General features: G+C 74.6%; 22 protein-coding genes. 9 read left to right on the top strand and 13 right to left on the bottom strand.

Features of this window, described 5'->3' with window-relative positions; all coding sequences use genetic code 11:
• The first annotated feature begins 2 nt into the window (after nt 1–2).
• Complete coding sequence (locus tag O7611_RS11300; RefSeq protein WP_194800079.1) at nt 3–1,001, top strand: hypothetical protein; 999 nt, start codon at nt 3–5, stop codon at nt 999–1,001.
• A gap of 1 nt (nt 1,002) precedes the next feature.
• On the opposite strand, the gene O7611_RS11295 is transcribed toward O7611_RS11300, so the two are convergent.
• Nucleotides 1,003–2,751 carry a carbamoyltransferase C-terminal domain-containing protein gene (locus tag O7611_RS11295; RefSeq protein ID WP_269696776.1) on the bottom strand — a complete coding sequence of 583 codons (1,749 nt, stop codon included), beginning with the start codon at nt 2,749–2,751 and terminating at the stop codon, nt 1,003–1,005.
• Complete coding sequence (locus O7611_RS11290) at nt 2,715–2,978, bottom strand: acyl carrier protein (RefSeq protein WP_167796881.1); 264 nt, start codon at nt 2,976–2,978, stop codon at nt 2,715–2,717. The genes O7611_RS11295 and O7611_RS11290 overlap by 37 nt, the downstream gene beginning before the upstream one ends.
• A gap of 141 nt (nt 2,979–3,119) precedes the next feature.
• Between O7611_RS11290 and O7611_RS11285 the strand changes: the two genes are divergently transcribed.
• The gene (locus O7611_RS11285) at nt 3,120–3,767 is read left to right on the top strand and encodes a GNAT family N-acetyltransferase (protein ID WP_194800078.1); all 648 of its coding nucleotides are present in this window, start codon (nt 3,120–3,122) and stop codon (nt 3,765–3,767) included.
• Nucleotides 3,768–3,780: 13 nt separating this feature from the next.
• On the opposite strand, the gene O7611_RS11280 is transcribed toward O7611_RS11285, so the two are convergent.
• Nucleotides 3,781–5,103, bottom strand: coding sequence for an acyl-CoA dehydrogenase family protein (locus O7611_RS11280; protein WP_194800077.1), 1,323 nt, complete (start codon nt 5,101–5,103; stop codon nt 3,781–3,783).
• A 230-nt stretch (nt 5,104–5,333) separates the two neighbouring features.
• Between O7611_RS11280 and O7611_RS11275 the strand changes: the two genes are divergently transcribed.
• Nucleotides 5,334–6,938, top strand: a complete 1,605-nt coding sequence (locus O7611_RS11275) for a (2,3-dihydroxybenzoyl)adenylate synthase (protein WP_269696775.1) — start codon at nt 5,334–5,336, stop codon at nt 6,936–6,938.
• Nucleotides 6,938–7,420 carry a PaaI family thioesterase gene (locus tag O7611_RS11270; RefSeq protein ID WP_194800075.1) on the top strand — a complete coding sequence of 161 codons (483 nt, stop codon included), beginning with the start codon at nt 6,938–6,940 and terminating at the stop codon, nt 7,418–7,420. Before O7611_RS11275 ends, O7611_RS11270 begins: the two co-directional genes overlap by 1 nt.
• A 57-nt stretch (nt 7,421–7,477) precedes the next feature.
• Here O7611_RS11270 and O7611_RS11265 read toward each other — a convergent pair whose 3' ends face one another.
• Nucleotides 7,478–8,572 carry a class I SAM-dependent methyltransferase gene (locus tag O7611_RS11265; RefSeq protein ID WP_269696774.1) on the bottom strand — a complete coding sequence of 365 codons (1,095 nt, stop codon included), beginning with the start codon at nt 8,570–8,572 and terminating at the stop codon, nt 7,478–7,480.
• A gap of 67 nt (nt 8,573–8,639) precedes the next feature.
• Here O7611_RS11265 and O7611_RS11260 point away from each other — a divergent pair, with 67 nt between their 5' ends.
• On the top strand, nt 8,640–9,932 hold the full coding sequence (locus O7611_RS11260) for a condensation domain-containing protein (protein ID WP_194800073.1): 1,293 nt from the start codon (nt 8,640–8,642) through the stop codon (nt 9,930–9,932).
• A gap of 10 nt (nt 9,933–9,942) precedes the next feature.
• Here O7611_RS11260 and O7611_RS11255 read toward each other — a convergent pair whose 3' ends face one another.
• Complete coding sequence (locus O7611_RS11255; RefSeq protein ID WP_135239725.1) at nt 9,943–10,389, bottom strand: VOC family protein; 447 nt, start codon at nt 10,387–10,389, stop codon at nt 9,943–9,945.
• Nucleotides 10,390–10,485: 96 nt separating this feature from the next.
• Here O7611_RS11255 and O7611_RS11250 point away from each other — a divergent pair, with 96 nt between their 5' ends.
• Entirely contained in the window at nt 10,486–11,937 is a 1,452-nt protein-coding gene (locus tag O7611_RS11250) for an MFS transporter (protein WP_269696773.1), read from the top strand.
• A 3-nt stretch (nt 11,938–11,940) separates the two neighbouring features.
• A complete protein-coding gene (locus O7611_RS11245) occupies nt 11,941–12,807 on the top strand; it encodes a thioesterase family protein (RefSeq protein WP_269696772.1) in 867 nt (288 codons plus the stop codon).
• 4 nt (nt 12,808–12,811) lie between these two features.
• Here the strand turns inward: O7611_RS11245 and O7611_RS11240 are convergent, their stop codons facing one another.
• The 4 genes from O7611_RS11240 to O7611_RS11225 are packed head-to-tail and all read right to left on the bottom strand — an operon-like array spanning nt 12,812 to nt 17,671.
• Nucleotides 12,812–13,219 (bottom strand): VOC family protein, encoded by a 408-nt coding sequence (locus tag O7611_RS11240; protein ID WP_269696771.1) that lies wholly within the window; start codon nt 13,217–13,219, stop codon nt 12,812–12,814.
• A gap of 9 nt (nt 13,220–13,228) precedes the next feature.
• Nucleotides 13,229–14,509 (bottom strand): cytochrome P450, encoded by a 1,281-nt coding sequence (locus tag O7611_RS11235; RefSeq protein ID WP_269696770.1) that lies wholly within the window; start codon nt 14,507–14,509, stop codon nt 13,229–13,231.
• Nucleotides 14,510–14,541: 32 nt separating this feature from the next.
• Nucleotides 14,542–15,945 carry an FAD-dependent oxidoreductase gene (locus O7611_RS11230; RefSeq protein ID WP_269696769.1) on the bottom strand — a complete coding sequence of 468 codons (1,404 nt, stop codon included), beginning with the start codon at nt 15,943–15,945 and terminating at the stop codon, nt 14,542–14,544.
• Nucleotide 15,946: 1 nt separating this feature from the next.
• Complete coding sequence (locus O7611_RS11225; protein ID WP_269696768.1) at nt 15,947–17,671, bottom strand: FAD-dependent oxidoreductase; 1,725 nt, start codon at nt 17,669–17,671, stop codon at nt 15,947–15,949.
• 73 nt (nt 17,672–17,744) lie between these two features.
• On the opposite strand from O7611_RS11225, the gene O7611_RS11220 reads away from it, so the two are divergent.
• Nucleotides 17,745–19,046 (top strand): condensation domain-containing protein, encoded by a 1,302-nt coding sequence (locus O7611_RS11220; RefSeq protein WP_269696767.1) that lies wholly within the window; start codon nt 17,745–17,747, stop codon nt 19,044–19,046.
• A gap of 154 nt (nt 19,047–19,200) precedes the next feature.
• Here O7611_RS11220 and O7611_RS11215 read toward each other — a convergent pair whose 3' ends face one another.
• Entirely contained in the window at nt 19,201–20,580 is a 1,380-nt protein-coding gene (locus O7611_RS11215) for a cytochrome P450 (RefSeq protein ID WP_194800066.1), read from the bottom strand.
• Nucleotides 20,581–20,847: 267 nt separating this feature from the next.
• Here O7611_RS11215 and O7611_RS11210 point away from each other — a divergent pair, with 267 nt between their 5' ends.
• Nucleotides 20,848–22,305, top strand: coding sequence for an amidase (locus O7611_RS11210; protein WP_194800065.1), 1,458 nt, complete (start codon nt 20,848–20,850; stop codon nt 22,303–22,305).
• Here the strand turns inward: O7611_RS11210 and O7611_RS11205 are convergent.
• Genes O7611_RS11205 through O7611_RS11195 form a run of 3 tightly spaced genes read right to left on the bottom strand, consistent with a single transcriptional unit; the run spans nt 22,299 to nt 26,250 of the window.
• Nucleotides 22,299–22,682, bottom strand: coding sequence for a hypothetical protein (locus tag O7611_RS11205; protein WP_269696766.1), 384 nt, complete (start codon nt 22,680–22,682; stop codon nt 22,299–22,301). The genes O7611_RS11210 and O7611_RS11205 overlap by 7 nt on opposite strands.
• Nucleotides 22,679–25,093 carry an alpha-L-rhamnosidase-related protein gene (locus tag O7611_RS11200; protein WP_194800063.1) on the bottom strand — a complete coding sequence of 805 codons (2,415 nt, stop codon included), beginning with the start codon at nt 25,091–25,093 and terminating at the stop codon, nt 22,679–22,681. The genes O7611_RS11205 and O7611_RS11200 overlap by 4 nt, the downstream gene beginning before the upstream one ends.
• Nucleotides 25,081–26,250, bottom strand: a complete 1,170-nt coding sequence (locus tag O7611_RS11195; RefSeq protein WP_135239713.1) for an acyl-CoA dehydrogenase family protein — start codon at nt 26,248–26,250, stop codon at nt 25,081–25,083. The genes O7611_RS11200 and O7611_RS11195 overlap by 13 nt, the downstream gene beginning before the upstream one ends.
• Nucleotides 26,251–26,253 lie beyond the last annotated feature (3 nt).

Here is a 26,253-nt window from a genome sequence, read left to right as displayed (position 1 = left end):
CGATGGACATCCTCACCGCCGCGGACGAGGACTTCGTCCACTTCACCCGCCCGCCCGGCCCGCGCCTGCCCCGGGCGTACCGGCACTGGCGGGAGAGCTACTTCTTCGTGGCCCACCCGGACCGGGCCGACGGCGACGTGCTGCTGGTGACGCTCGGCCACCACCCGTACCGGGGTGTGGTGGACGCGTACGTGATGGTGCGCGTGGACGGACGGCTCCGCTTCGACAGGTTCTCCCGCCCGGCCGGTGGTGACCGGCCGGACCCGGTGGCCGGGCCGGTCGCGGTGACCGTCGAGGAGCCGTACCGCCGGGTCGGCGTCCGCGCGTCCGGTCCCGGCGTGCCGGTGCCGCTGGAGCTGACGTTCACCGCGCGTACCGCGCCGCACGCGCTGCCCCGGGGCGTACTGGACGGCCCCCGCGGCCCGGTGTGGGACCAGCGGCACATGTTCCAGTCCGGCTGGTTCGACGGCGCCTACTGGGTCGACGGGGAACGCCGGCCGGTGCGGCGGTGGTGGGGCCAGCGGGACCACTCGTGGGGCGTACGCGACCACCGCAACGTGCCGGCCTGGATGTGGTTCGCGGTGCAGCTGCCCGACGGCATGCTGGGCCTGTGGTGCTGGGAGTACCCGGACGGCTCGCGGGTGTTCACCGAGGGCTGCTGGGCGCCGGCCGGTGCCGCGCCGCCGGTGCCGCTCACCTCGTTCACGCACGAGCTGGACTGGACCGGCGCGGACGGCGTCCCGGTCGGCTACGGCCGCGACGGCGAGGCGGTGACCGGGCTGGCCGGCACCGTCACCACGGCCTTCGCCGACGGCACCACGATCCGGCTGACCGGCGCCGGCGCCTGGTCGGCACGGTACGGCCGGCTCGGCGGCGGCCAGCAGCTGATGGCGGTACGCACCGACGACGGCCGGACCGGCACGGCCATCTACGAGATCACCGGTGCGCGGCACCACCGGTTCTTCCCGGTCGCCCGGGCCACCGGGGTGCCGCAGCGGTGAGTCATCCGGCGGCGCCGGCTCCCGGGTCGGCGTCGGAGGTGAACAGCGTCCCGTTCGACCAGACGTACCGGACCTGACCCCAGCGCATCACCGACTCGGCGTCGGGGAAGAACCCGCTGCCGCGGAAGTTGGCGCTGGTGTTGCAGAGCACCGGCACGCCGGTGCTGCGCTCGTACGCGGTCAGCAGCCGCCACATCAGCTCGTTGTCCGGTCCGACGGTCTCCAGCCGGGCGCTGTTGTCGACGTGCGCGACCGCCGGGATGCGGGAACGCCACTGCGGCCGGATCTGGTGGTCGAACAGCATGTACGGGTCGGGTGTGCCCGGGTCGAAGACCTCCGGCGCCCGGTGCTCCAGGCAGATCGGCGCGACCGGACGGTAGGGCTCCCGGCCCTTCACGGCGTTGAGCCGGTTCTTCATCGCCGCCGAGCTGGGCGGCGCGATGATGCTGCGGTGGCCCAGCGCGCGCGGGCCCAGCTCGGCCCGGCCGCTGACGACCACTACCGGTTCGCCGTGCACCTCCAGGATCTTGGCCAGCTCCTCGATCTCGCAGGGCTGCGCCGACCACCCGGGCGGCGGCTGGCCGACGTCGCGCACGCCGGGCCCGGCGAACACCGACCACTCCAGGTCGGCCCGGCCGGTGCGGCGCACCATCTCGGTGCAGGCCGCGCCGATCGCCGAACCACTGTCGTTGGGGAACGGCGGCACCCAGACGCCGGCGAACCGGCCGCTCGCCCGCAGCCCGGCGTTCCACTTGATGTTGAGCGCGCAGCCGCCGGACAGGCAGATCGGCAGGCCGTCCAGGTCCGGCCGCCGGGACAGCAGGCCGTCGAGCCCGGCCGCGAAGACCCGGAACAGGAACTCCTGGATCGAGCCGACGAGCGCCGCGTCGGACAGGCCGAGCGGCGCGGTGCGGGTGAGCACGCGGCGGCTCCACAGGTACGCCGGGATCGCCGCGTCGACCAGGCCGATCTCCTCGGTCACGGCGGCCATCACGGCCACCGCCTCCTCGCTGACCGTGTCCAGCGCCGCGTACGCCATCGCCTTGCCCGCGATCGGCAGCAGCGCCTCCAGGCCGGGGCCGGGATCGTTCGCGCGCCGGGTGCCGTGGTCGATCTTGAACGGCGCGAAGTGCGAGCAGAAGATCGGGAACAGCGCGCCGGAGATCGAGCCCACCGGCCCCAGGCACTCCAGGCTCACCCGTTCCGGGTCGAACACGTACAGGCACGGCACCATGCCGCCGTCCCAGACGGTGATCAGCGCGCGCTGCCGCCGGGCGGCGAACGGGCTGGTGCAGTAGCTGGACAGCGCGTGGTCGGTGGCGTGGCTGAAGCTGCGGAACGGCGTCGGCACCCCGAGCAGCGGCGCGCTGCCGGTCACCCCGGTCAGCAACCGGCCGGCGCCTGGCTCGTCGTGGTAGCCGGCCACCTCGACCGGGTGCAGCGTGCCGGCGGCGTCGGCGACCTCGACCCAGGTCTCGCCCTGCGCGCCGCGCGCCCAGCCGTCCACCGCGACGCCGGCGAGGTCACCCGGGGCCAGCCCGTTGGCGGCGAGCTGGGCGACGATGTCGGCCGCCTCGTGCATGGTGGCGTGCCGGGGCCGGTTCTCCAGCTTCTCCGCCTCGATCGAGAACAGCAGGCGGTTCCCCTCGATGGCGGCGACGCCGCCGTCGTGCGTGAGTTTCAGGCCGCACCACACCTCGGGCGTCGGCATGCTCAGCCCGACCGCTGCGCGCTGATGACCGACACGCACTCGTTGACAGTGGGATTCTCGAACAGCAGGAACAGATCGATGACCTCGCCGAACTCCTCGTTGATGCGGTTGCACACCTGCATCAGCTGGATGGAGTCGAGGCCGAGGTCGAAGAAGCTCTCGTCGGGCCGTACGTCGACGCCCGCGACCTCCTCGACGATGCCGTGCACGACGGTGGCGGGATCCGCCCTGTTCGTTTCCTGGCCGCTCGCCTGGTCCAAAGCCATCTCGTCTTCCCCACTCCGGTCGGTGCGACAGAACCGAGAACTCCGAGGCAACATAGGTGCCGGATCGCCGCCGCCACAAGGATCACGGACGCCGCCGTCACGCCCCTGCCCGGGCCGTCGCGCCGCTGTTAGCGTGCGCCCGTGACCGACACCAGAGCCGTACCCCGGACCCTGCCCACACTCCAGATACGAGAGCTGCGCAAGGACGACCGCCGGCCGGCCGCCGGACTGGTCGCCCGCGCGATGCGGGACAACCCCACCACGTACGCGATGTTCGGCGACGAGCCGCTGGACCGGCTGGCCGGGCTGATGCCCATCTGGACGGCGTTCTTCCACCGTCCCGCGCCGCCGCAGATCGGCGCGTTCTACAAGGGCTGCCTGGTGGGGGCCGCCGCGGCGGTCCCGCCCGGCGGCTGCATCGGCGCCGCACTCGACAGCGACGCCCGCCGGATAGCGCTCGGCGCGGCACCGCCGGTGGGCGACCCGGCGCGAGCCGAGTACGTCCGGGCGCACTACGCGATCCACGACCTGGCCGAGCCACACTGGCACGTCGGTCCGGTCGGCGTCGAGCCGCGCTTCCAGGGCCGCGGCATCGGCGAGGCGCTCATGCAGGCGCTGCTCGACGTGATGGCCGGCGACCCGCGACCCACCTGGGGCGAGACCGACACCGAGGCGAACGTGCGCTTCTACACCGCGCTCGGCTGGGAGCTGACCAAGACCGTCGAGGTCGTCGGCATCCCGCTGTGGTACCTGCGCCGCGACGGCCGACCGGCCGACCGCACGGGCTGAGGGCCCTTTCCCGTCAGCCGGCGGCCGCCGCCGCGCGGGCCGACGCCAGGCTGTCCCGCAGTTCCTCGAACGGGTCCAGGCCCAGCGCGGTACGCCCGACGAACTCCAGCGCCTCCGGCGGCGAGTACGGCTGCATGAACCCGCCCGCGCGCACGTCCCGGTAGAGGCGGTTGAGCAGGTGCCCGGTCCGGTACGACTGGCCGCCGGTCACCGCCATCGCCCGGTCGACCACCGCGGCGGCGGACCGGTTCACGACCAGCTTCGCGACCTGGAAGTCCTCGATGGCGCGGTACGCGTCGGCCGGCTCCACCTCGGCGTCGGGGCGGGCCAGGAACGCGTCGATCGCCTCCGCGGCCCGGCCCAGCGTGGCCCGCGCGACGGCCAGCTCCACCGCCATCTCCGCCACCTGCGACCGCACCGGCGCGCGGTGCGCGAGCAACTGGCCGGAGGGCTGCTGGCGGCGCGTCACGGCCAGCTCCGTCACGTGGCTCATCGCCCGCTCGGCGATGCCCACGTACGCGGCCACGAGCGGGAAGTTCACCGCCAGCAGGCCCGGCCACTCGGTGGCCATCTCCCCCAGTGGGCGGCCGACCAGCACCATGTCCCGCCCGACGACGCAGTCGGTGAAGCGGATGTCGTGGCTGCCCGAGCCCCGCATGCCGAGCGCGTCCCAGGTGCGTTCCACTGTCATCCCTGGTGTGCCGGTCCGCACCACGGCGGTGCCGGCGTTGAACCAGCCCGCGCCGTCGGGCACCCGCAGGAACACCACCACCGTCTCGGCGATCTCGGCGTTCGTGGCGAAGATCTTGTGCCCGTTGATCCGGTAGCCGCCGGGCACCGGCTCGGCAGTCGTGCGCGGGAAGCTGATCGCCCCGCCGCCGGGCTCGGTGCCGGCGTGCGACACCACGATGCGGCCCCGGCCGAGCAGCCGCAGCAGCATGGTGAGCTGCGGCGGCGGTTGCGCGGCGGCCCGCCAGCCCCGGGCCGTGCTCCACACGAACCCCAGGTGCATGTTCGCGGCGATCGCGGTGGACGGGCAGCCGCGGGCGAGCCGGGACACCGCGACGACGAGGTCGTGCAGGGACGACACGCCGAGGCCGCCGAACTCCCGCGGCGCGGTGGCGGCGAGGAAGCCGCTGGCCTTCATCGCCTCGAAGTTCTCCCGGACGAACGTGTTGTCCCGGTCGTGGTCGGCGGCGCGGGTGGCGAAGTCGGCGGCGTGCTCCTGCGCCAGCTCCACCATCCGCCGGCCGGCCTCGGTGCGCGCGGTCAGCTCACCCGCGTCCGACCGGCACTCCTTGCCCCGCCCGTCGCCGCCGTTGACATCCGGGCCCATGCGTCCCCTCCCGTCGGATGACAGTGCCCCGGCCGGCGGCCGGCTGTGCAACTGATGCGCATCCGCAGTCGCACCCGGTCACGACCGGGGGGACCTGCGCCCGCGCAGGATCGCAGCCGGGCCCCGCGGGCGGCAACGCTGACCGCTTGCCGGGCCGCGACGGCACCGGCCAAGGTGGAGCGCACCTCGCCCGAGGCGGACGCGTCCACAGTTGACAGGGGAGTCGTGCGGTGCTGAAAGGTTGTGTCGCCTGGCCCGAGACGGACGCGGAACGCTACCGCGCCGCGGGCATCTGGACCGGTGAGCTGCTCGGCGAGATCGGCCGTGAGGGGGCGCGCCGGCATCCCGGCCGCACCGCCGTCGTCGACACCGGCGGCCGGATGAGCTACGCCGAACTCGACGCCGCCGCAGACCGGATCGCCGCCGGTCTGCACCGGCTCGGCCTGCGCGCCGAGGACCGGGTCGTGGTGCAACTGCCGAACACGGCCGCGTTCGTGGTGGTCGCGCTCGGCCTGTTCCGCCTCGGCGCCGTACCGGTGTTCGCGCTGCCGTCGCACCGCGAGGCCGAGCTGACCTACCTGGCCCGGCACACCGAGGCGCGGGCGCTGGTCGTGCCGGACCGCTTCGGCGGGTACGACCACCGGCCGCTGGCCGCGACGGTGGCCGCGTCGGCCGCCGGCCTCGAACACGTCATCGTGGCCGGGGAGCCCGGGCCGCACCTGGCCCTGAGCGAGGTACGCGACGAACCCCGGGACCTGCCCGCGCCGGACCCCGGCGACGTAGCGTTCTTCCTGCTCTCCGGCGGCACCACCGGGCTGCCGAAGCTGATCCCCCGCACCCACGACGACTACGCCTACCAGCTGCGCCGCAGCGCCGAGGCACTCGGCGTGGACGAGCACGGCGTCTACCTCGCCTCGCTGCCGGCGGCGCACAACGCGGCGCTGGGCTGCCCCGGCGTGCTCGGCACGCTGCGCGCCGGCGGCCGGGTCGTGCTCAGCCCGACACCGAGCCCGGACGACGTGTTCCCCCTGATCACCGCCGAGGGCGTCACGCTGACCACGCTGATGCCGCCGCTGCTGGCGGTCTGGCTCGACCTCGCCGCCGACTACGGCGTGGACCTGTCCGGCGTGCTGCTGGAGGTCGGCGGCGCGCCGCTGCGCCCGGAGGTGGCCCGGGAGATCCTGGGCCGGGGGCTGCGGCTGAGCCACTGGTTCGGGATGGCCGAGGGACCGCTGTGGTACACCCGGCTGGACGACCCGCCGGAGACGATCGCCACCACCCAGGGCCGGCCGCTGATCCCGGCCGACGAGTACCGCGTCGTCGACGAGCACGACCGGGACGTCCCGCCGGGCGGCGTCGGCGAGTTCCTGGTCCGCGGGCCGACCACGCTGCGCGGCTACTACGACGCGCTGGAGTACAACGCCACCGCGTTCACCGCCGACGGCTACCTGCGCACCGGCGACCTGGTCCGGCTCACCCCGGAGGGCAACCTGATGGTCGCCGGCCGGATCAAGGACGTGATCAACCGTGGCGGCGAGAAGATCGGCGCGGCCGAGCTGGAGAGCCAGATCGAGGCGCATCCGGCCGTACGCGCCGCCGCCGTCATCGCGGTGCCCGACCCCGCTCTGGGCGAGAAGATCTGTGCCGTGGTGGTCCGGCGCGACGACGGCGGCGGACTCGACCTGGCGGAGCTGCGCGCCTTCCTGACCGGCCGGGGGCTGGCCGCGTACAAGCTGCCGGACCGGCTGGAGGTGGTGCCCGCGTTCAGCCACACCGGCGCCGGCAAGGTCGACAAGCGGGCGCTGCGCCGGTCCCTCACCGGGGACGGCGCCTGATGGCCGTACGACGGCTGGACGAGCACAGCGGCCCGCTGGAGACGCACTGTTTCGTGTGCAGCCCGATCAACGAGCACGGGCTGCGGATCCCGTTCTCCTACGACGACGAGCGCGCCGAGGTGCTCGCCTCGTTCACGTTCGCGCAGCGGCACTCCGGCGCGCCGACGTACGTGCACGGCGGGCTGAGCCTGGCCGTGCTGAACGAGGCGATGGCGTGGGCGGTGGTGGCCGGTGCCCGGCGCTTCGCGGTCACCGTCGACACCACGGCCCGGTTCGTCCGGCCGCTGCGCATCGGCGCCGACTACCGGGTGCGTGCCCGGATCGCGACGCCCGCCCCCGACCGGCTCGGCACGACGGGCACGATCGTCGACGGCGCCGACCGGGTGTGCGTGGAGGCCACCGCGGAGTTCCGGGTGCTGTCCGAGTCGACGGCGAGCCGACTGAGCGCCCGGGTGGCGGCCCGCCGCGACCCGTCCGCCTGATCCGCCTGATCCGCAGGCGGCCCGGCCGGGCCGGCCCCGTGAGGACGGCCGGTCCGGTCAGGCCGGCGGGTCCAGGCGGTAGAGGCGGTGGAACCGGTGCTCCACCGGCAGCACCGTGGTCGCGGCGAAACCGGCGCGCTCGGCGTAGCGGCGCACCGTGTCCGGCCGCATGACGGTGCCGGTGCCGGCCGGGGCACCGCCGTCGTCGCCGTCACCGGTCAGGCCGACCGGCAGGCAGTGCAGCACGCTCACCGCGTACATGAACCGCTCGACCTCACCGGCCGGCGCGGTGAACCGCTCCCCCACCCGCGGCTCCATCAGCAGCACGCAACCGCCCGGACGCAGCAGTTCCCGGGCGGCGGTGAGCACCCGTACCGGCCGGCTCATGTCGTGCAGCGCGTCGAACACGCACACCAGGTCGCCGCGCTCGGCGCCGGGCCGCTCGGCCACGTCGGCGACGGTGAACACGACCCGCTCGGCCAGCCCGGCCGACGCGGCGCGGTCACGGGCCGCGCCGATCGCGGCAGCGCCCAGGTCGACACCGTGGACCGTGGCGAACGGGTACGTCTGCGCCAGCGCCAGCGAGGAGTCACCGGTGCCGCACCCGACGTCGATCACCACCGCGCCGGGCCGGGACAGCCGGGCGTGCACGTCCGGCAGGGCGGTCCGGATCCAGCGCGGCAGTTCGTGCGTGAACACCGGCCGGTTCATGCCGGCCTGCGCGGCGCGGAACTCCTCGCCGTACTCGTCGTATCCCACGCCCTCGCCCTTGGCGTACGCCTCGACCAGCCGGTCGAGCATCGGCGCCAGCCCGGCCACCGGCAGCACCGCGAGCGACAGCACCGCGAACGGGCTGGTGGCGTCGGTGAGCGCCTGCCGGTGTCCCTCCGGCAGGCGGAAGCGGCCGTCCCCGGCGGGCTCGACCACTCCGGCGGCGGCCTGCTGCTCCAGCCACTCGGTGGCGTGCCGGGCGCCGACGCCCGCGCGCGCGGCCAGCTCGGCACCGGTCACCGGCCCGTCGCCGAGCACCCGGTAGAGCCCCAGCCGATGGCCGAGGTACATCGTCATCAGCTCGGCCGCGCCGAGGCTGTGCAGGAACAACCGCATCGACAGGGCCTGCGCCTGCCGTGCCGGTGAGCTGGACGGTTCCACCCTCGACCTCGTTTCACCGGCCGGATCGCATTGCGCCGGGCGTCGCCGGATCTCGATACTCCGGGGCATGGGCGTACGCGAAGTGCCGGCCTCGATCGGACAACGGTTGCTGTGGTTCCTGGAGCATTATCGGCCCGACTCGGCATCGCTCAACTGCCCCGTCGTGTGCCGCCTGCACGGCCCGCTGGACGTCGGCGAGCTGCAGATCGCGCTGGACCGGCTGGCCGCGCGGCACGAGGCGCTGCGCACCACGCTGGTGCGGCAGGGGCGCAACCTGGTGCAGCACGTGCACGACCCGGCGCCGGTCCGGGTCCGCCACGTCGATCTGCCGGACCCGGACGAGGAGACGCTCGGCGCGGCGGTCGCGGCCGAGGTCCGCGACAACGTGGACGTCAGCGAGTGGCCGGTCCGGGTGACGCTGTGGCGGCTGGGACCGGACGAGCACGTGCTGTCGGTGAACATGCACCACCTGGTCTCCGACGCCTGGTCGTGCGGCATCATCGTGCAGGACCTGATCCGGCTGCTGGAGGCCGGCCCGGACGGCGAGCCGGACCTGACGCCGATCGGCTGGCAGTACCCGGAGTTCGCGCAGTGGCAGCACGAGCTGATGACCAGGGGCGAGCTGAAGCCGCACCAGGACTACTGGACCGGGCAGCTGACCGGGCTGACGCTGCCCGACGTGCCGATGCGTGAGCTGGACCCGCAGGCGCCGCGGCGCAGCTACCTGGAGGCCGAGACGATCGACCGCGAGACGTTCAACCGGCTGCGGCTGCTGGCCCGCACCGAGCGGACCACGCTGTTCACGGTGATGCTCTCGCTGTACTACCTGATCCTGCAGCGGGAGACCGGCAGCACCGACCTGGCGGTCGCGTCGTTGTTCGCCAACCGCTCCCGCCGCGAGGTGCAGTCGACCGTCGGGTTCTTCGCCAACATGCTGATGCTGCGCACGCGGATCCCGCAGGGGGCGAGCTTCCGCGAGGTGGTGCAGGCGACCCGCCGGACCGTGGTGGACGCGTTCCTGCACGAGGGCATCCCGTACCAGATGCTGCCGGTGCGGTTCCAGACGAACGGGCGGCGCGCCGACGACGTGGTGTTCCAGATGCTGCTCACGCCACCACCGGGCACGAAGGTCACCGCGCGGGGCGTCGACTTCGACCTCTACGTGCCGGAGGCGCTGCGCAGCCGGTTCGGGCTGGAGCTGGGGCTGATCCCGCAACCCGGCGGCGACTGCCGGGCGCTGCTGTTCTACGACGACCAGTTCGACCCGGAGTGGGCGCGGGCGTTCCTCACCGACTACGTCGCGCTGGCCGTGCGGGCGGCGGGCGCGCCGGACCGGCGGCCGCAGCCGGACCCGGTCTGACGCGACGGCGCTACGCCGGGCGTACCTCGCGCCAGCCCGGCGCCAGCCGCACCTCGTCGGTCAGGTGCTGCCAGAACGTCCACTGGTGCCCGCCCGGGTCGGTGACGATGTAGATCCGAGCCCCGTACGGCTGGTCCTCCGGCTCGGGCGCGTCCACACCGGCCGCGACAGTGGCCTTGTGGTGGGCGTCGACGTCCTCGACGTACACGATGCACATGTGCCCGACCGGGCCGGGCGCCGACTGCTTCGCCCAGTAGCCGGGGTCGGCGCCGTGCAGCATGATGAGCGTGTCCCCGGCGTGCAGCTCCGCCTCCCGGACCACACCGGCCTCGTCGAGGTAGCGGACCTTCTCGGTGAAGCCGAACGTGCGGACCAGCCAGTCCAGCGCGGCGCCCGCGTCCTCGTAGTAGAGATACGGACTGTAACCCCGATAGTGTGTTCCGGTGAGATCGGCCATGCGGGCAGTATGCCAGCCCCGGCCGCCGCTCCCGAGCGCACGAGCCTCCCCGCCGCCGGCGCGTCCCGGGCCGGCCCGAGCCCTTGGAGCCCGCAAGTGACGACGACAGGAAAGGCGGCGTCGGCGCCGGCCCGCGCCGCCGGCGCGCCGAGCGGGGCGATCCTCGCGGTGGTCTGCCTCGCCCAGTTCATGGTGATCCTCGACGTCGCGATCGTGAACCTGGCGCTGGACCGGATGGGCGAGTCGCTGGCGATGGGCCCGGCCGAGCTGCAGTGGGTGGTGAACGCGTACACCATCGTCTTCGCCGGGTTCCTGCTGCTCGGCGGCCGTACCGCCGACCTGTTCGGACGCAAGCGGATGTTCCTCACCGGCCTGACCGTCTTCACAATGGCCAGCCTCGTCGGCGGCTTCGCCCCGAACGCGGGCACGCTGATCGCCGCCCGGGCGGTGCAGGGCCTCGGCGGCGCGATCCTCGCCCCGACCACGCTGACGGTGCTGGTCACCACGTTCACCGACCCGAAGCAGCGAGGGCGGGCGATCGGCCTGTGGAGCGCGGTGGCCGCGTCCGCCGGCGCGATCGGCTCGCTGGCCGGCGGCGTGCTCACCGACCTGCTCAGCTGGCGCTGGGTGCTGTTCTGCAACGTGCCGCTGGGCGTACTGCTGTTCGCCGGCGCGGCCTGGGCGCTCACCGAGTCGGCGCCGGCCGCCGGGGCACGCCGCCGCCTCGACGTCACCGGCGCGGTCACCGTCACCGCGGGTCTGGCCACGCTCGTGTACGGCATCGTCGGCGTACGGGAGCACCCGTTCCTCTCCGCTCCCGTCCTGGTGCCGATCGGGGTCGGCGTCCTGCTGCTGGCGGTGTTCCTGGTGGTCGAGACGCGGGCGGCCGAACCGATCATGCCGCCGGGCTTCTTCCGGCACCGCAACGTCGCGCTCGCCAACGTCATCGCGCTGGTGGGCGGCACCGCGATGGTGTCGATGTTCTTCTTCCTGTCGCTCTTCCTCCAGCAGGTCCTCGGCTACCGGCCGATCGAGGCCGGGCTGGCGTTCCTGCCGCTGTCGATCGGCATCGTCGCCGGCTCCGGCGTCTCCACGAAGCTGCTGCCGGGCACCGGTCCGCGGCTGCCGCTGGTGGCCGGTGGCGTGGTCGCCGCGGCCGGGCTGCTGTGGCTGTCCCGGACGCCGGCCGACGCGACGTTCCTGGTCGACCTGCTCGCCCCGACCGTGCTGATCGGACTGGGCATCGGCATCGTGATGGTGCCGATCACCGCGGCCGCCACCAGCGGCATCCCGCCGGCCCAGGCGGGCCTGGCGTCCGGGGTCATCAGCAGCACCCGGCAGCTCGGCGGCGCGATCGGCCTGGCCACGCTGGTCACCGCCGCCGTGGCGCACGCGTCGCACCTGGCCGACGCGGGACGGTCCCCGGCTGTCGCGCTGGCCGCCGGGTACGACCGCGGCTTCCTGCTGGCCGCCGTGCTCATCGGCGTCGGCACCGTGGTCAGCCTGCTGACGCCGGGCCGCCCGGCGACGCCGGCGACGGCGGGCTGAGCCGTGGGCCACCTCGCCGAGGACACCACCATCGAACCGGCCGGCGACGGCCTGTTCCGGGCGAAGCTGTGCTCCGACTGGGCGCTGATGGGCCCGAACGGCGGCTACCTGGCCGCGGTGGCGCTGCGCGCCGCCCAGCAGACCCTGTCCCTGCCCCGCCCGGCGAGCCTGTCCTGCCAGTTCCTGAGCCCGCCCCGGTTCGGCTACGTCGACCTGGCGGTGGTGACGTTGCGGGCGACCCGCCGGGCGGCGGCGGCCCGGGTGTCCATGACGCAGTTCGGCCGGCCGGTGCTGGAGGCGATGGTGTGGGCGGCGCACGACGGGCTCACCGGCCCGGACGGACCGTGGACGCCGATGCCCGAGGTGCCCGGTCCGGACGAGCTGCCCGACCTGCGGGAGCTGCTGGAGGCGGAGGGGCGGGGCGTGCCGCCCTGGCACGACTGCGTCACGCTGCGGGAGCTGGCCGGGCGGACCACGCTGGAGACGCCGGCGCCGGTGGCGTTCAGCTGGGCCCGGTTCCAGCCGCAGGCCACCTTCGACGACCCGTGGCTGGACGCCTGCCGCTCGGTGATCCTGGTGGACAGTCTCCAGTGGCCGGCGGTGATGAACGCGTTCCCGGAGCTGGAGACGCAGTTGTTCGCCCCGAGCATCGACCTGTACGTGGCGTTCCACGACAGCGCCCCGGGCGACGAGTGGCTGCTGGTGAACGCGGCCGGGGTGGCGTCGCACCGGGGCGTGCTGGGTGGGGCGGCCCAGGTCTGGGCGCCGGACGGCCGGCTGGTGGCGGCGGGGATGCAGCAGATGCTGAGCACCTCCACCCGGCGGGGCGCCGCGATGGCACCCCGCCAGGTGCAGCCGACCCGCTCGTGAGCCGCTAGGCCGGGGCCGGGGTGCTGCCGGGCTGATAGGTGCCGATGATCCAGACGTTGCCCTCGAGGTCCCGGGCGGCGTACCCGCGGGACGTCCCGAAGTCCTCGTCCTTGAGTTCCCGGATGATCTCCGCGCCGGCCGCGACGGCGCGGGCGTGGTGCGCGTCCGGGTCGTCCACCACGAGGTAGAGGCCGCCCTGCCCGACCTCGGTGGCCAGGCGGGTGCCGGTGCCGACGGAATTGACCATCACCGCTGAGCCACGCCAGCCGAGCTCGGCGTGCGCGATGGTCCCCTCGGGGCCGGGGAACACCACGTTCTTGGTGAACCCGAACGCCTCGACCAGCCATTCGATCGCCTTTTCGGCATCCCGGTACAGCAGACACGGGTAGATGCCGACCGCATTCTCCGTCATGCCCGAACGCTACGACGCGGGCCAGCGCACCAACAGCCGTTCAGGTCCGTGGAACGAGGTGTTCGGGGCGTGACCGAAGTCCTGGCCGGGCACCAGTTCCAGCGCGGGCAGGCGGCGGGTCAGTTCCTCCAGGACGACACGCAGTTGCAGCCGGGCCAGGTGCGCGCCGAGGCAGGCGTGGTTGCCGTCGCCGAAGGCCAGGTGCCGGCGCACGCCGCGCCGGGCCGGATCGAACGTGTCCGGGTCGGCGAACATCTCGGCGTCCCGGTTGGCCGACGCCGTCACCAGCAGCAGCCGGGCCCCGGCGGGCAGCGGCACGCCACCCAGGACGGTGTCCCGGACCACGCGGCGCCGCCAGGCGACGACGGGGGGCCGCAGCCGCAGGCACTCCTCCACCGCGGCCGGGATGCCGGCCGGGTCGGCGCACAGCGCCGCCCACGCCCCCGGCGTCTCCAGCAGCGTCCGCACCGCGTTGGCCGCGCCGGACGCCGTGGTCTCGTGTGCCGCAGTGGTGCCGTTGAGTACCAGCGACTGCAGGTACGAGTCGCTGAACAGCTCCGGGTTGCGGGCCTGGGCGCGGACCGCGTGGGCGATCCAGCCGGCGCCCCCGCCGCCGGTCTCCTTGAGCCCGCTCACCAGGCGGGCGGCGTACTGCCAGTACCGGCCCATCACGTCGCACGCGGCCACCTGCTCGTCGTCGGTGGGCAGCCCCCAGTTGAACACGGCCTGGGACACCGAGTAGCCGCGCACCTCGGCCAGGTCCTCGTCCGGTACGCCCATGAAGACGGCGACGACCAGGGCGGGCACCTCCCACAACAGCTCGGCCACCAGGTCGGCGTGGCCCCGGCCGGCGAACGCGTCGATCCGCTCGCCGACGAGCGCGCGCACGCGTGGTTCCAGCCGCTGCACCCGGCGCCGGGTGAACGGCCTGGCGAGCCGGCGCCGCCGCCGCAGGTGCACCGGCTCGTCCTCGTTCGCCAGCACCGGGCCGCCGGTGAACCGCCGGCGGACCAGCTCGCGCAGGGCGGGGCGGGACAGCGGGCGGTACGGGTCCATCGCGTTTGCGGCCGAGAACGTGTCCGGGTCGCCGAACACGGCACGCACGTCCCGGTACCGGGTGACGATCCAGTAGTCGAGGCCGGGGTGGTGGAAGACCGGCCGTTCGGCGCGCGCGCCGGCCAGACTCGCCCCGGCTTCGGCGTTGTAGGCGGGGCCGAACGGCTCGAAGTCCGCGGCGCCGGTCACCGGGCAGCGGGCGGGAGCGTCGGTCCGGGCGGGCCGTGCGTCCATTGTGGCCTCCGAAGGTGCCGTCCGGTCGCGGTTCAGGCGGCGACGATCGCCTCGAACTCCCGCCGGGCCGGGCCCTCGACGGCGTCGTCGGTGACGGTCCGGCCGTCGAGGAAGCCGGTCACACGGCGCACCACGTCGCGGTCGCCGAGCAGCTGGGCGGGTGTGATGAGCAGGTGCGCCATCCGGCCGAGCGCGCGGGCGACGACCTCGTCCCGCCCGGCCAGCACCTCCATGCCGGCCATGAAGCGGGCGAACGGGTCGTCGGACACCGGCGGCGGCTGGCCGCGCAGCCCGGCCGCCATCCGCCGCAGACCGGCGGTGTCGGCGGTGACCTGGGTGCGGTACCACACGCCGAGGTTGCGGGCGGTCCACGCCTCGAACGCGTCGGTGAACGCCGCCGAGCCCGGGTCACCGGCCGTGTCCAGGGTGCGGGCGAGCTGCTGGGCGTGCAGGAACGCGATCGAGACGCCCCGGCCGTACGTCGGGTTCGTCTGGAGGGCGGCGTCGCCGAGCAGGACCAGCCCGGCCAGCGCCGGCCCGTCGTCGTCGTGCATCCGCTGCCAGCGGTTGGCGATGCCGGACATGGTGCGCACCGGCCCCTGGGGTACGCCCCGGCGGGCCCAGCGGTGGGTGTGCGGCACCGCGGCGATGAACCGGTCCCACGTGGCCGGGCGGCGCAGGGCGTGACGCAGCTCGTCCTGGTCGGACAGCGTCACCGACAGCGAGAACGTGCCGTTGTCGGCCGGGAACGCGAGCGTGGCGGCGTACCCGAGGCTCATCGCGAGCGGCCGATCAAGCGGCGGCAGCTCGGCGCCGGGCCGCAGCCGGTAGTGCCGGGTCAGGTAGACGAACCCGCACGGATGCACCAGCGCGGGCGGGCGGCGCACGTCGATCGAGTCGAGCAGCCGGGCGTGCCGTCCGGCGGCGTCCACGACGAGGTCGGCGGACACCACCTCGCCGGAGTCGAGCCGGACGCCGTCCACCGTCGGCACGCCGCCGTCCGGGCTCCCGGTGACCAGCGCGCGGGCGGTCGCACCGGGTCGCAGACGTACGGTCGGTTCGCGTCCGACGGCGCGGCGCAGCACCGCCTCGTGCATCAGCCGCCGCGCGGCGAGCGCGAACTCGTCGGCCGGCGGCGGCCCGGTGTGCAGGCGGCTGACCGGCACCCGCACCGCGCCGGCCGCGACGAGGTCGTCCAGGACGTCCGGCGCCTCCTCGGCCAGCACCCGGCACGACCGGGCCAGGAACTTGTGCGAGTGCCGTCCCTGCGGCAGGCCCGGCCGGTGCCAGTCGGTGAACCACCGGTCCGCGCCCGCGCCGTCCGGCGGCGCGGCGGCGTCGCGTTCCAGCAGCGTCACCTCGTGGCCCCGGCGGGCGCAGAACAACGCGGCGGCCAGGCCCGCCATGCCGGCCCCGACGACGGCGATCCGGCTCACGTCAGCGGCGGATGTTGGTGAAGAACCGGATCGCGGTACGCCGCAGCGCCGGCTCGGACCACTGCGGCGGCTCGACCGGCTCGGGAGCGCGGCCGAGGACGGTGGTGAGGGCGTCGCGCAGCGCCCGTTCCGGGTCGTCGGGCCGGGACAGGGCCCGCCACACCACGTAGCCGTCCGGCCGGACCAGGACGGCGGTGTCCGGGCCGAGGTCGTAGCGGCGTGCCGCCTCGCCGGTGTGGTCGGTCAGGTCGGCGCCGAAGGCGTACACCGGCAGTGGCACGCCCAGCGCGGCGGCCTGCTTCTCGGCGGCGGCCCGCCACGGCGTGCCGGGCGAGCCGAGCAGCAGCACGTGGTCGCGGCCGAACAGGTCAAGCAGCGAGATCTCCCGGTCGCCGTGCCGGACCGGCACGTGCGGCGCGCGGCTGCCCGGCCGGGCCTGCGCCAGCTCCGGGTCCTCCAGCAGGTCGCCGTCGTCGTCGGGCTCGGTGCCGACGAACGGCGAGTGGACCCGGTAGCCCAGGTGCTCCCAGACCGGGCTCACCTCCTCGGCGAACTGCAACGTCTTGAGCTGCGGCGCCATCCGCTCGGAGAGGCGGTGCAGCTGCCGGTTGGCGGTCGACTCCCCCACCGGCCGCCGCTCGGCGTCGTAGCCGGTGAGCAGGTTCGGCCCGGCGTATCCGACGACGACGGCGGCGATGCGCCAGGCGATGTCGTAGCCGTCCTGGATCGCGGTGGCGCCGCCCAGGCCGCCGGTCTGCGGCATGACGTGCGCGCTGTCGCCGGCCAGGAACACCCGGCCCTCGCGCATCCGGTCGGCCACCCGGTGGGCGATGACGAACGTGGACTGGTCGGTGATGGTGACCTCCAGGTCCGGCTCCACCATGGCCTTGCGGACCAGCTCCACGCAGCGCTCGTCGGTGAAGTCGTCGTCGCTCTCGCCGCGCTCGATGAAGTAGTTGATGCCGAGCAGGTGGGCACCGGAGACGCCGAACACCTCGCGGGCGTTCTCCAGGTACGCGTACAGGCCGGTGAACTCGTCGTTCTTGAAGTACGTCAGCAGCGCCTTCCGCCCGGCCAGCAGCTCGGTCAGGTCGGCGTCGAAGAGGATGGTCCGGCACCGCCACAGCTCGCCGACGCCGTGCGTGGGCAGTTCCAGCCACTCGCGGACCGGCGCCTGCCAGCCGTCGGCGGCCACCAGGTAGTCGGCGGCCACCCGGTAGCGGCGCCCGGTGGGCAGGTCGACGAGGGTGGCCACCACGCCGTCGTCGTCCTCGTCGAAGGACTCCAGCCTGGTGGAGAAGCGCAGGTCGCCGCCGAGTTCCTCGGCGGTGCGGCGCAGGATCGCCTCGATCTTGGACTGCGGCAGGGCGCCGAAGCCGGCCGGGGTCAACCGGATCAGCCGCGACATGGTGTCGTCGTTGCCGGCCAGGAGGACCTCCGGGTTCGGATCCTTCATGTCGGTGGCGATGGTGATGTGGGCTTCGTTGACGAAGTCGATGACGTCGGCGGCGAGGATCTTCTCCTCCAGGCCGGGAATCTGGCGCAGCAACTCCATGCTGCGGTGCACGATGCCGAAGGCCTTCGGCTGCACCGAGGTGCTCGGATGGCGTTCGACGAGGGTCACCGGGACACCGCGCCAGGCCAGGAAGAGCGCCGCGGTGAGCCCGGCGTAGCCGGCGCCGACGACGATGACCCGGGTCCGGTGTTCGATCGCATCCTCAGACATGGGTTAGGACTACCACGAGTGTCCGGACCGGCAGTAGAGCGCAGATAGCAGATACGCCCATAGACTCCTCGCCATGTCGTACACGGAGATCCCGGCCTCCATCGGTCAGCGGCTGATGTGGTTCCTGGCGCACTACCGAGCCGAGACGGCGTCGGTCAACTGCCCGGCCGGCTTCCGCATCCGCGGGCCGCTCGACCCCGGCAAGCTGGCCGGCACCGTCGACGTCCTGATGCGGCGGCACGAGTCGCTGCGCACCACACTGCACCGGCGCGGGCGCGACCTGGTGCAGCGCGTCCACGAGCCCGGCCCGACCCGCGTCGAGTGGACCGAGCTGCCGGCCGGCGCGGAGGCGGAGGTCCAGCGGCAGTACGCCGAGGAACTGCGCGCCCCGATCGCCGTCGAGCAGGCCCCGGTGCGCTGGCACGCCTGGCGGATCGGCGCCGACGACCACGTGCTCTGCGCCAACATGCACCACCTGGTCTCCGACGCCTGGTCCTGCGGGGTGCTGATCAACGACGTGATCGCGCTGCTCGGTGACGGCGCGCCACCCGCGCCGGTCGGCTGGCAGTACCGGCAGTTCTCCGCCTGGCAGCACGAGCAGAGCGCCTCCGGGCAGCTGCGCGCCGACCACGACTACTGGGCCGCCAAGCTCGACGGGATGCGGGTGCCCGACCTGCCCGCGCGGCGCCCCGGGCAGGGCGCGCCGCGCCCCGGGCTGGCGCTGCACGAGTTCGGCGACGCGGACGCGGCGGCGCTGCGCGCGTTCGCCAAGGCCGAGCGGACCACGCTGTTCCCGGTGATGCTGGGCCTCTACTACCTGCTGCTGCACACCGAGACCGGCGCCGACGATCTGGCGGTGGCCTCGCTGTTCGCCAACCGCACCCGGCCGGAGGTGCAGCTGACCGTCGGCTTCTTCGCCAACATGCTGGTGCTGCGCACCCGGCTGGCCGACGGCGGCTCGTTCCGCGACCTGCTCGCCGCGACCCGCCGTACCGTCCTGGACGCCGTCGTGCACCAGGGCGTGCCGTACCAGACGGTGCCGGTGCCGGCGCTGCGCGAGGCCGGCGGCCGGGTCAACGACGTGGTCTTCCAGATGCTGCCGGACCGGGCGCCGGACTCCTGGTCGCCGACGGCCGTGCGCAACGGGCTGGAGATCGACACGTTCCGGCCCAGCCAGGGACTGAGCCGCTTCGGCCTGAGCCTGACCGTCATCCCCCGCGCCGACCGGTTCGACGCCCGGCTGTCCTACGCCGAGGACCAGTTCGAGCCGGCCTGGGCGCAGGACTTCGTCCGCCGCTACGCGGAGCTGGCCGGGCGCGTCCTGGCCGACCCGGATGCGCCGCTGCGCCGCCTGGTCGCCGCCGCCGGCCGCTGAGCCGCCGCCCGCCGCTGAGCCCTCGGCCGCGCCGTCGGGCGCACGGTCGCGGCGTCAGGCGCGCTCCGGGGGCCGTCGGGCGCGGTCCCGGGCCGACCGCCGACACGGGACGGGCCGGCCCTCGTCGAGGGCCGGCCCGGTCGATCGGTACGTCTCAGGCGCTCGCCGCCTGCTTACGCGGCTCGGCCACGACAGTCGCCCCCTCGGACGGGGTGAGCAGCACGTGCGAGGTCTTCTGCGCCTCCGGACCGGCGCCGTCGGGGCGGCGCAGGTCCATCCGCTTGATCACCTCGGGAATGACCGCCTTCATCTCGATCATGGCGAACTGCGCGCCCAGGCAGTGCCGCCGGCCGCCGCCGAACGGCAGGAACGCCGACTTCGGCACGTCCTCGCCGAGGAACCGGTCCGGCCGGAACTCCTCCGGCGACTCGAACGACTCCTCCCGGCCGTGCAGCAGCGGCACCGACGGCGCGACCCACCAGCCGCCCGGCACGGTGTAGCCGCCGATCTCCAGCGGGCCGGACAGCGCCCGGGGCATCACCGGCACGATCGGCCGGGTCCGCATGGTCTCCTTGATGACTGCTTCCAGGTACGTCTCGTCGCCGTCCTTGGTCTCCTCCAGCAGTCGCCGGTAGACGTCGGGGTGACGGACGAGCCGCTCGAAGACCCAGGCCATCGCCGCGGCGGTCGTCTCGTATCCCGCCTCCAGCAGCGTCATGAGCGCGTCGCGCAGCTCCAGGTCGGTCATCGGCGTGCCCTGGTCGTCCGCGGCACGCAGCAGCTGGGACATGATGTCCTTGCGCTCGGCGTTGTCCGGCTCGGCCCGCCGCCGCCGGATCTCGTCGTAGAGGATCGCGTCGCAGTCCGCGCGCGCCTGGGTGAACCGGGCCGCCGCGCTGCCCGGGATCTTGCGGAAGATCGGCTCGATGCCGGCCCACGCCGAGCGGGACAGCACGAACGCCAGCGTCTCCATGCTGGACGCCGACGCGGTCAGCCGGGGCAGCATCTCCCGCAGCTGGGCGACCCGTTCGAGGTCGCGGATGCCGAACACGACGCGCAGGAGCACGTCCAGCGCGATGGTCTGCATCTTGGGCCGGACCGGGAACGGGGTGCCGACCGGCCAGGTGGCGACCGACTCGACCGCGATGCGGCGGATCTCCTCCTGGTAACTCTGCAGGTAGCGGGTGTGGAACGCGGACCCGATCATCTTGCGCTGCCGCAGCCACTCGTCGCCGTCGAGCACCAGGATCGAGTAGTCGCCCACCATCCGCTGCAGGAAGTCCTGCCGGGTACGGCCGGCGTTGCCGACGCTGCGGTCGGTGGCGAACACCTGGCGGGCGAGGTCCGGGTTCGCGACGTACACGATCGGCGGCATGCCGATCAGCGACACCGTGAAGATGTCGCCGTACTTGCGGTGGTTCTGGTCGAGGTAGTCGATCGGACCCCGGACGAACGACGCGGTCTGTACGAACCGCGGCGCGTTCGACCCCGGTGGAGTCTTCGAGGTGGTCGACCTGGTCGGAGCGGAAGTCATGCCAGTCTCCCCTGTGGGCAGGCGACGATCGCCACGGATGCACGCGTGGACGCTGCGGCGGCCGCCCCGTAACGAGGCCCGTTGCCCGCCCGGAGCACGCTCGCGGTGTCCCCGGCAGCGTCGCCCGCCGCGCCGCCGCCGCACAAGCGTTCAGGACGCCGCGCAACTGCGACCGGTCCGCAGTCGACCGGCCGGGCGGTACGGTGCCACGACCGTACCCAGCCCGTGCGGCCGGCGCAGTCGGCGCGGGTGCGGCCGGGAGGTGCGATGGAGGAACTGGCCACGGTGAGCGCGACCGCGTTGCTGCGCGCCCTCGACGCCGGCGCCGTGTCCAGCGCCGACCTGGTCCGGGCCCACCTGGACCGGATCGAGCGGCTCAACCCGGCGGTAAACGCGGTGGTGGCGGTGGACCGGGACCGGGCGCTCGCGGCGGCGGCAGCCGCCGACCGGGCACGCGCCGCCGGGGAGCCCCGCGGCCCGCTGCACGGCCTGCCGATGACGGTGAAGGACGTGTTCGAGACCGCCGGTCTGGTGACCACCGCGGGCGCGCCCGAGCTGGCCGGGCACCGGCCGGACCGCGACGCGGAGGCGGTCGCCCGGCTGCGGGCCGCCGGCGCCGTCGTGGTCGGCAAGACGAACGTGCCGCCGTACGCGGGCGACTTCCAGACCGACAACCCGGTGTACGGGCTGACCCGTAACCCGTGGGATCCCGGGCGCACCGCCGGCGGGTCCTCGGGCGGCTCCGCCGCCGCGCTCGCGGCCGGCCTCACCCCGCTGGAACTGGGCAGCGACATCGCCGGGTCGATCCGGCTGCCGAGCCACTTCTGCGGCGTGTACGGCCACCTGCCGACCTTCTCGGCGGTGCCGACGCGGGGGCACATCCCCGGGCCGCCCGGCACGCTCGGTGCGTCGCCGCTGGGCGCTGTCGGCCCGATGGCCCGGCACCCGGCCGACCTCGACCTGGCGCTGGGCGTGCTGGTGGGCGGCGACGCGGGCGGCGTACCGGGCGGGACGCTGCCCCCGGCGCCCCCGGCGACGCGGCGGATCAGCGGCTGCCGGATCGCGGTCTGGCTGGACAACCCGCTGATGCGCACCGACCGGGAGACGCTGCGGGTGCTCCGGGAGTTCGTGGCGCGTCTGGCCGGCGCGGGCGCGCTCGTCGAGGACCGGCTCCGGCCGCCCCGGCCGTTCTACGAGTCGTACGAGATCTACCTGGAACTGCTGCTGGGTGTGCTCAGCACCGACTTCTCCGACGCCGACTTCGCCAAGCTGGCCCGGATCGCCCGCCGGGCGCGCCCCGACGACGACCGCCCGGTGGTGCGGCTCGCCCGGGGCCTCGCCCAGCCGTACCGGGCCTGGCACCGCAGCGCCGAGCGGCAGGCGCGGTCGGCCGCCGCGTGGCAGGCGGTCTTCGAGCGGGTGGACCTGGTGATCACCCCGTCCGCGCCGCTTCCGGCGTACCCGCACCAGACCGACGCTCCCCCGCTGGCCCGGCAGCTCACAGTGGACGGCCGGCCGGCGCCGTACGCCGGGCAGCTGGTGTGGGCGAGCCTGGCGAGCCTGGCCCGGCTGCCCGCCACCGCCGTGCCGGTGGGCCGTACCGCGGCCGGGCTGCCGGTCGGGGTGCAGGTGATCGGGCCGCGCTGGGGTGACCGGGGCACGCTGGCCTTCGCCGCGGCGGTGCACGAGCTGACCGGCGGCTACACGGCCCCGCCCGGCTACTGAGCCGGACGGCCGCCGTCCGCGCGGCGGACCTGGTCGCCCACCTCGACGACCGCGTACCAGCAGACGCTGCACGCGGCGCGGGCGCTGCCGTGGGCCTGCCGGAGGCGCTCGTGCGACTCGGCCCCCGGGGTGGAGCCGGCCGGCCACCGGGCCGCCACCTCGACGAGGTCGCGGGCCGCGTCGAGCACCGCGGCGAGCGCGTCGCCGAGCGGGTCGGCGCGCGGTCCGACCAGGTCGGCGACGGCGGACAGCAGCGCGTCGGCCCGTTCCACGGGGACGGTACGCGCGGCCGGGGCGGCGTCGGTGGCCGGCCGCCGGCCGTTGGCGACGGTCAGCCTGGTGCCGTTGGTCCGCGCGCCCGCCGGTTCGCCGGTCATGCCGTCACCGCGGCGCCGGGGCGGTCCCGGTCGTGAGCCCGTCCCGCCGGGACCGTCCACCGGCCGGGCGGCCGGTGGTGCCGGACGCCGCCCACGTCGATCTCCACCGGCACCGGGGACTCCACCGTCACCTCCGTGCCCACGTCGACGGTGAGCGGGCCGTGCGGCGTCGGCACCGCCCCGCGCGCCCAGTCCAGGTCACCCAGGCGCGGTGCGACCCGGGCCCGGGCGAAGCCGGGTGCCGCCGGGCCCGCGCCGAGCGTGTACAGCGGCAGGTCCCGGCTCGGCGTGGCGGACCAGCCGTGGCAGAGCGAGCCGCCCGACCAGGTCTCCGGCCAGGTGTCCGTCTCCTCCGTCAGCAGCGCCCGCCAGTCCCGGCACAGCCGGGCCACGTGCTCCGCGCCGCCGAGCGCGGCGACCGCGTCGTGCACCACGTACCGGAAGAACGGTTGTGCCGCGACCACCTGGCGGTCCACGTCCCAGTCCGGCTGCGGCGGGCCCATCGCGGCCCGCAGCGGCATGACGCCGAAGGACCACGCGCTGGTCACCCGGTCCTCCCGCGCCAGCAGGAACCGCAGCACCGCGGCCCGCGAAGCGGCCGGAACGAGGCCGCCGACGACTGCCGCCGCGGCGGCGTGGTCGCTGAGGCCGGGAGCGGCCACGCCGTCGCGCGCCCAGTCCCGGTAGCCGCCACGCGCGGGGTCGAAGAAGATCCGGTACGCCTCGGCGAGGCGGCGGTGCTGCGCGCGCGCCCAGCGGGTCCGGCCGTGGTCGCCGAGCCACGCGGCCATCTCGGCGAAGTCGGTCAGCGCACGCCCCCACAGCCCGTTGAGCACCGCGCCGGCGCCGCGTCCCTGCACGCTGGCCCAGTCCAGCAGCACCCAGCCGGTGACGTCGGTGAGCAGCCCGTCGCGGGCGAACTCGGCGAACCAGCGCAGCACGCCCTCGGCCACCGGCAGCAGCGCGGCCACCTCGTCCCGGTCGCCGGCCCACCACCACAGGTTGCGTACCGACCGGATCCAGTGCAGCGACCAGTCCGGGATGGTGGTGGTGGCGCGGTGCTCGAAGTCGCAGGCCACCGCCATCGGCAGCAGCCCGTCCGGGCCGGGGACGGCGGCCAGGCGCGGATGCCAGCGGGCCAGCCGCCAGTCCGGGTTGGTGACCAGGTCGACGGCCTGGTGCACCACCGAGTCGCCGGTCCAGGCCCGCTGCTCCCGGGTCGGGCAGTCGATGTACGCGTCCTGCGCGGTCAGGTCGACGGTCCGCAGGCCGACCCGGTGGATCTCGTCCAGCAGCGGGTCGCTGCACGTGAAGAACGGGCCGGCCGGTCGTGGGCGCAGCCGTTCGGTCACGGTGACGGCGTCCACCGTGACCCGGCCGGACCCGGTCAGGCGCAGCACCGCGTACCGGCCGCCGCCCGGGTCGGCGGTCTCGAACATGTCGGCGTGCCCGCGCAGCGTGTAGGAGAACGCGGCGCTCGACGGTGCCGGCGCGCCCTCGCCGTCCAGGCGTTCGCCGAGCGAACCGTCGGCGACCACGCCGGCCGGGCCGGTCAGCCGCAGCGCGAGCGTGCCGGCGACGACCCGGCCGAAGTCGGCGGTGAGCACCTCCGGCGACCCGGCGTCCAGGTCGACCGTCAGGGGTAGCGTCACCGGCTCACCGGGCATGCCGGGCCGGTGCCGCCGCAGCTCTGCCGGGATCCTCGGCGTCACGGCCGGCGGCGCGGTGACACGCGGCGGCATCGGCCCGTACGGGTCGGTGGGCGGGACCGCCCGGCCGATGCCCCCGAGGTGCAGGGCGGTGACCACGCGGGGCGCCGACCAGCCCTCGTCCGGGTGGCCGGGCCGCAGCCAGTCCGGGTCGAGCCGGCGGCCGTCGAGCACCTCCGGGCGGGCCTGGCCGAGACCGGACGGGCGCTGGCGCGTCCACGCGTCACTCACCCGGCAGCGCCAGGTCCGGTCGGTGCCGAGGACGCCGCCGGGCAGGTCGACCTCGGCGACGAGCACCCCGGCGCCGTGGCTGAACGTCGGCACCGCCGGCATCCACCAGGCGGTCGGTTCGCCGTAGAAGCGCACCAGCACCCCGACGACGTTGACGCCGGGACGCAGCGCGGGGGCCACGTCGACGGTGTCGTGGAGCAAACGGCGGGGATGGCTGCGGGCCGGGCCGCGGGCCAGCTCCACCCCGTTGACCCACAGCACGTACCGGGAGTCGGCGGTGATCCGCATGGGCGCCCGCCCGGGCACCCGGTCGAGTGTGAACTCGCGCCGGAACAGCACCCGCCGGTCGTGGACCCGCTCGTCGACCTCCGGGATGCTCTGGAACTCGCCGGTGCGGCGGATGCCGGTGTCCTGGCACCAGATCCACCTGCCGGTCCACGGCCGGCGCCCGTCCGTCGTCACATCATCCATGGGTCCGGCACCGGCACGCCGAGCAGCGCCCGGCCCACGCGGGTCTCGTGGTATTCGGAGAAGTAGCCGTGGTGGCTGCCGGCGTTGATGTCGCGCCAGCAGCGTTGCAGCGGCGACCGGTTGTAGAGGGCGCTGCCCCCGGCCAGCCGGAAGATCGAGTCGACGGCGGCGGTCCCGGCGCGCATGGCGTTGCCGGTGGCCAGCCGGACCGCGACCCGGTCGTCCATCGTCATCTCGTCGCCGGCGAGCGTACGGTCCCACGCCCGGCCCAGCGTGTCCTGCACGTACGCGTGCGCGGAGCGCAGCTGCCCCTCGGCCCGCGCGACGGTCAGCTGGACCGACTGTTCCTCGGCCAGCGGCCGGCTGCCCCGCGACTTGTGCGGGGCCACGGTGACGAACTCGTCGATCGCGCGCCGGGCGATGCCCAGCGGGAAGCCGGCGAACAGCACGCCCATGAGTGCGAAGAAGGACCAGCGGAAGATGGTCCCGTCCAGCTTGGCCGACTCGAAGATCGGGTTCGCGGTGTACTCCGGCGGCACCCGTACGCCGCTCATGCGCACGTCGTTGCTGCCGGTGCCGCGCAGCCCGGCGACGTCCCAGGTGTCGAGCACCTCGACGTCCGCGGCCGGGACGAAGACCAGCCGCCAGTCGGGGCGCCCGGGCGGGACGACGGCCGGCTTGTCGCCGTCCATCACCATCACGCCGTTGGCGAACCAGGAGGCGTTGCGGCAGCCGCTGTTGAACGGCCAGCGGCCGTCCACGACCAGCCCGCCGCCCGGATCCGGCGTCGCCTTGCCCAGCGGCGCGAACACGGTGGCGATGGCGCGCGGCCGGTCGGCCAGCACCGAGCGGGCGACGTCCGGCTCCAGCCAGGCGACGAAGAACGTGGCGTTGAGGCTGAGGATGGTGAAGCCGACCGAACCGTCCGCGCGGGACAGCTCGGTGATGACGTCCACCACGGCCATCGGGTCGAGTTCGAGGCCGCCGAACGCCTGCGGCAGCATCAGGTCGATCAGCCCGGCCCGGGAGATCCGGTCCAGCAGATCGGGGGGTACGCAGCCGAGGCGTTCGCCTTCGGCGGCCCGGTCCGCGATCGTCGGCGCCAGTTCCCGGGCCGCCTTGAGGGCGTCGATCGTCACGGGGGTGGTCGAGGTCATTTG

The organism is Micromonospora sp. WMMC273, from assembly GCF_027460285.1.
In the GTDB taxonomy this organism is placed as follows: Bacteria; Actinomycetota; Actinomycetes; order Mycobacteriales; family Micromonosporaceae; genus Micromonospora; species Micromonospora aurantiaca.
The sequence above is the reverse complement of the archived record's forward strand: the minus strand, read 5'-3'. Positions and strand labels throughout refer to the sequence as shown.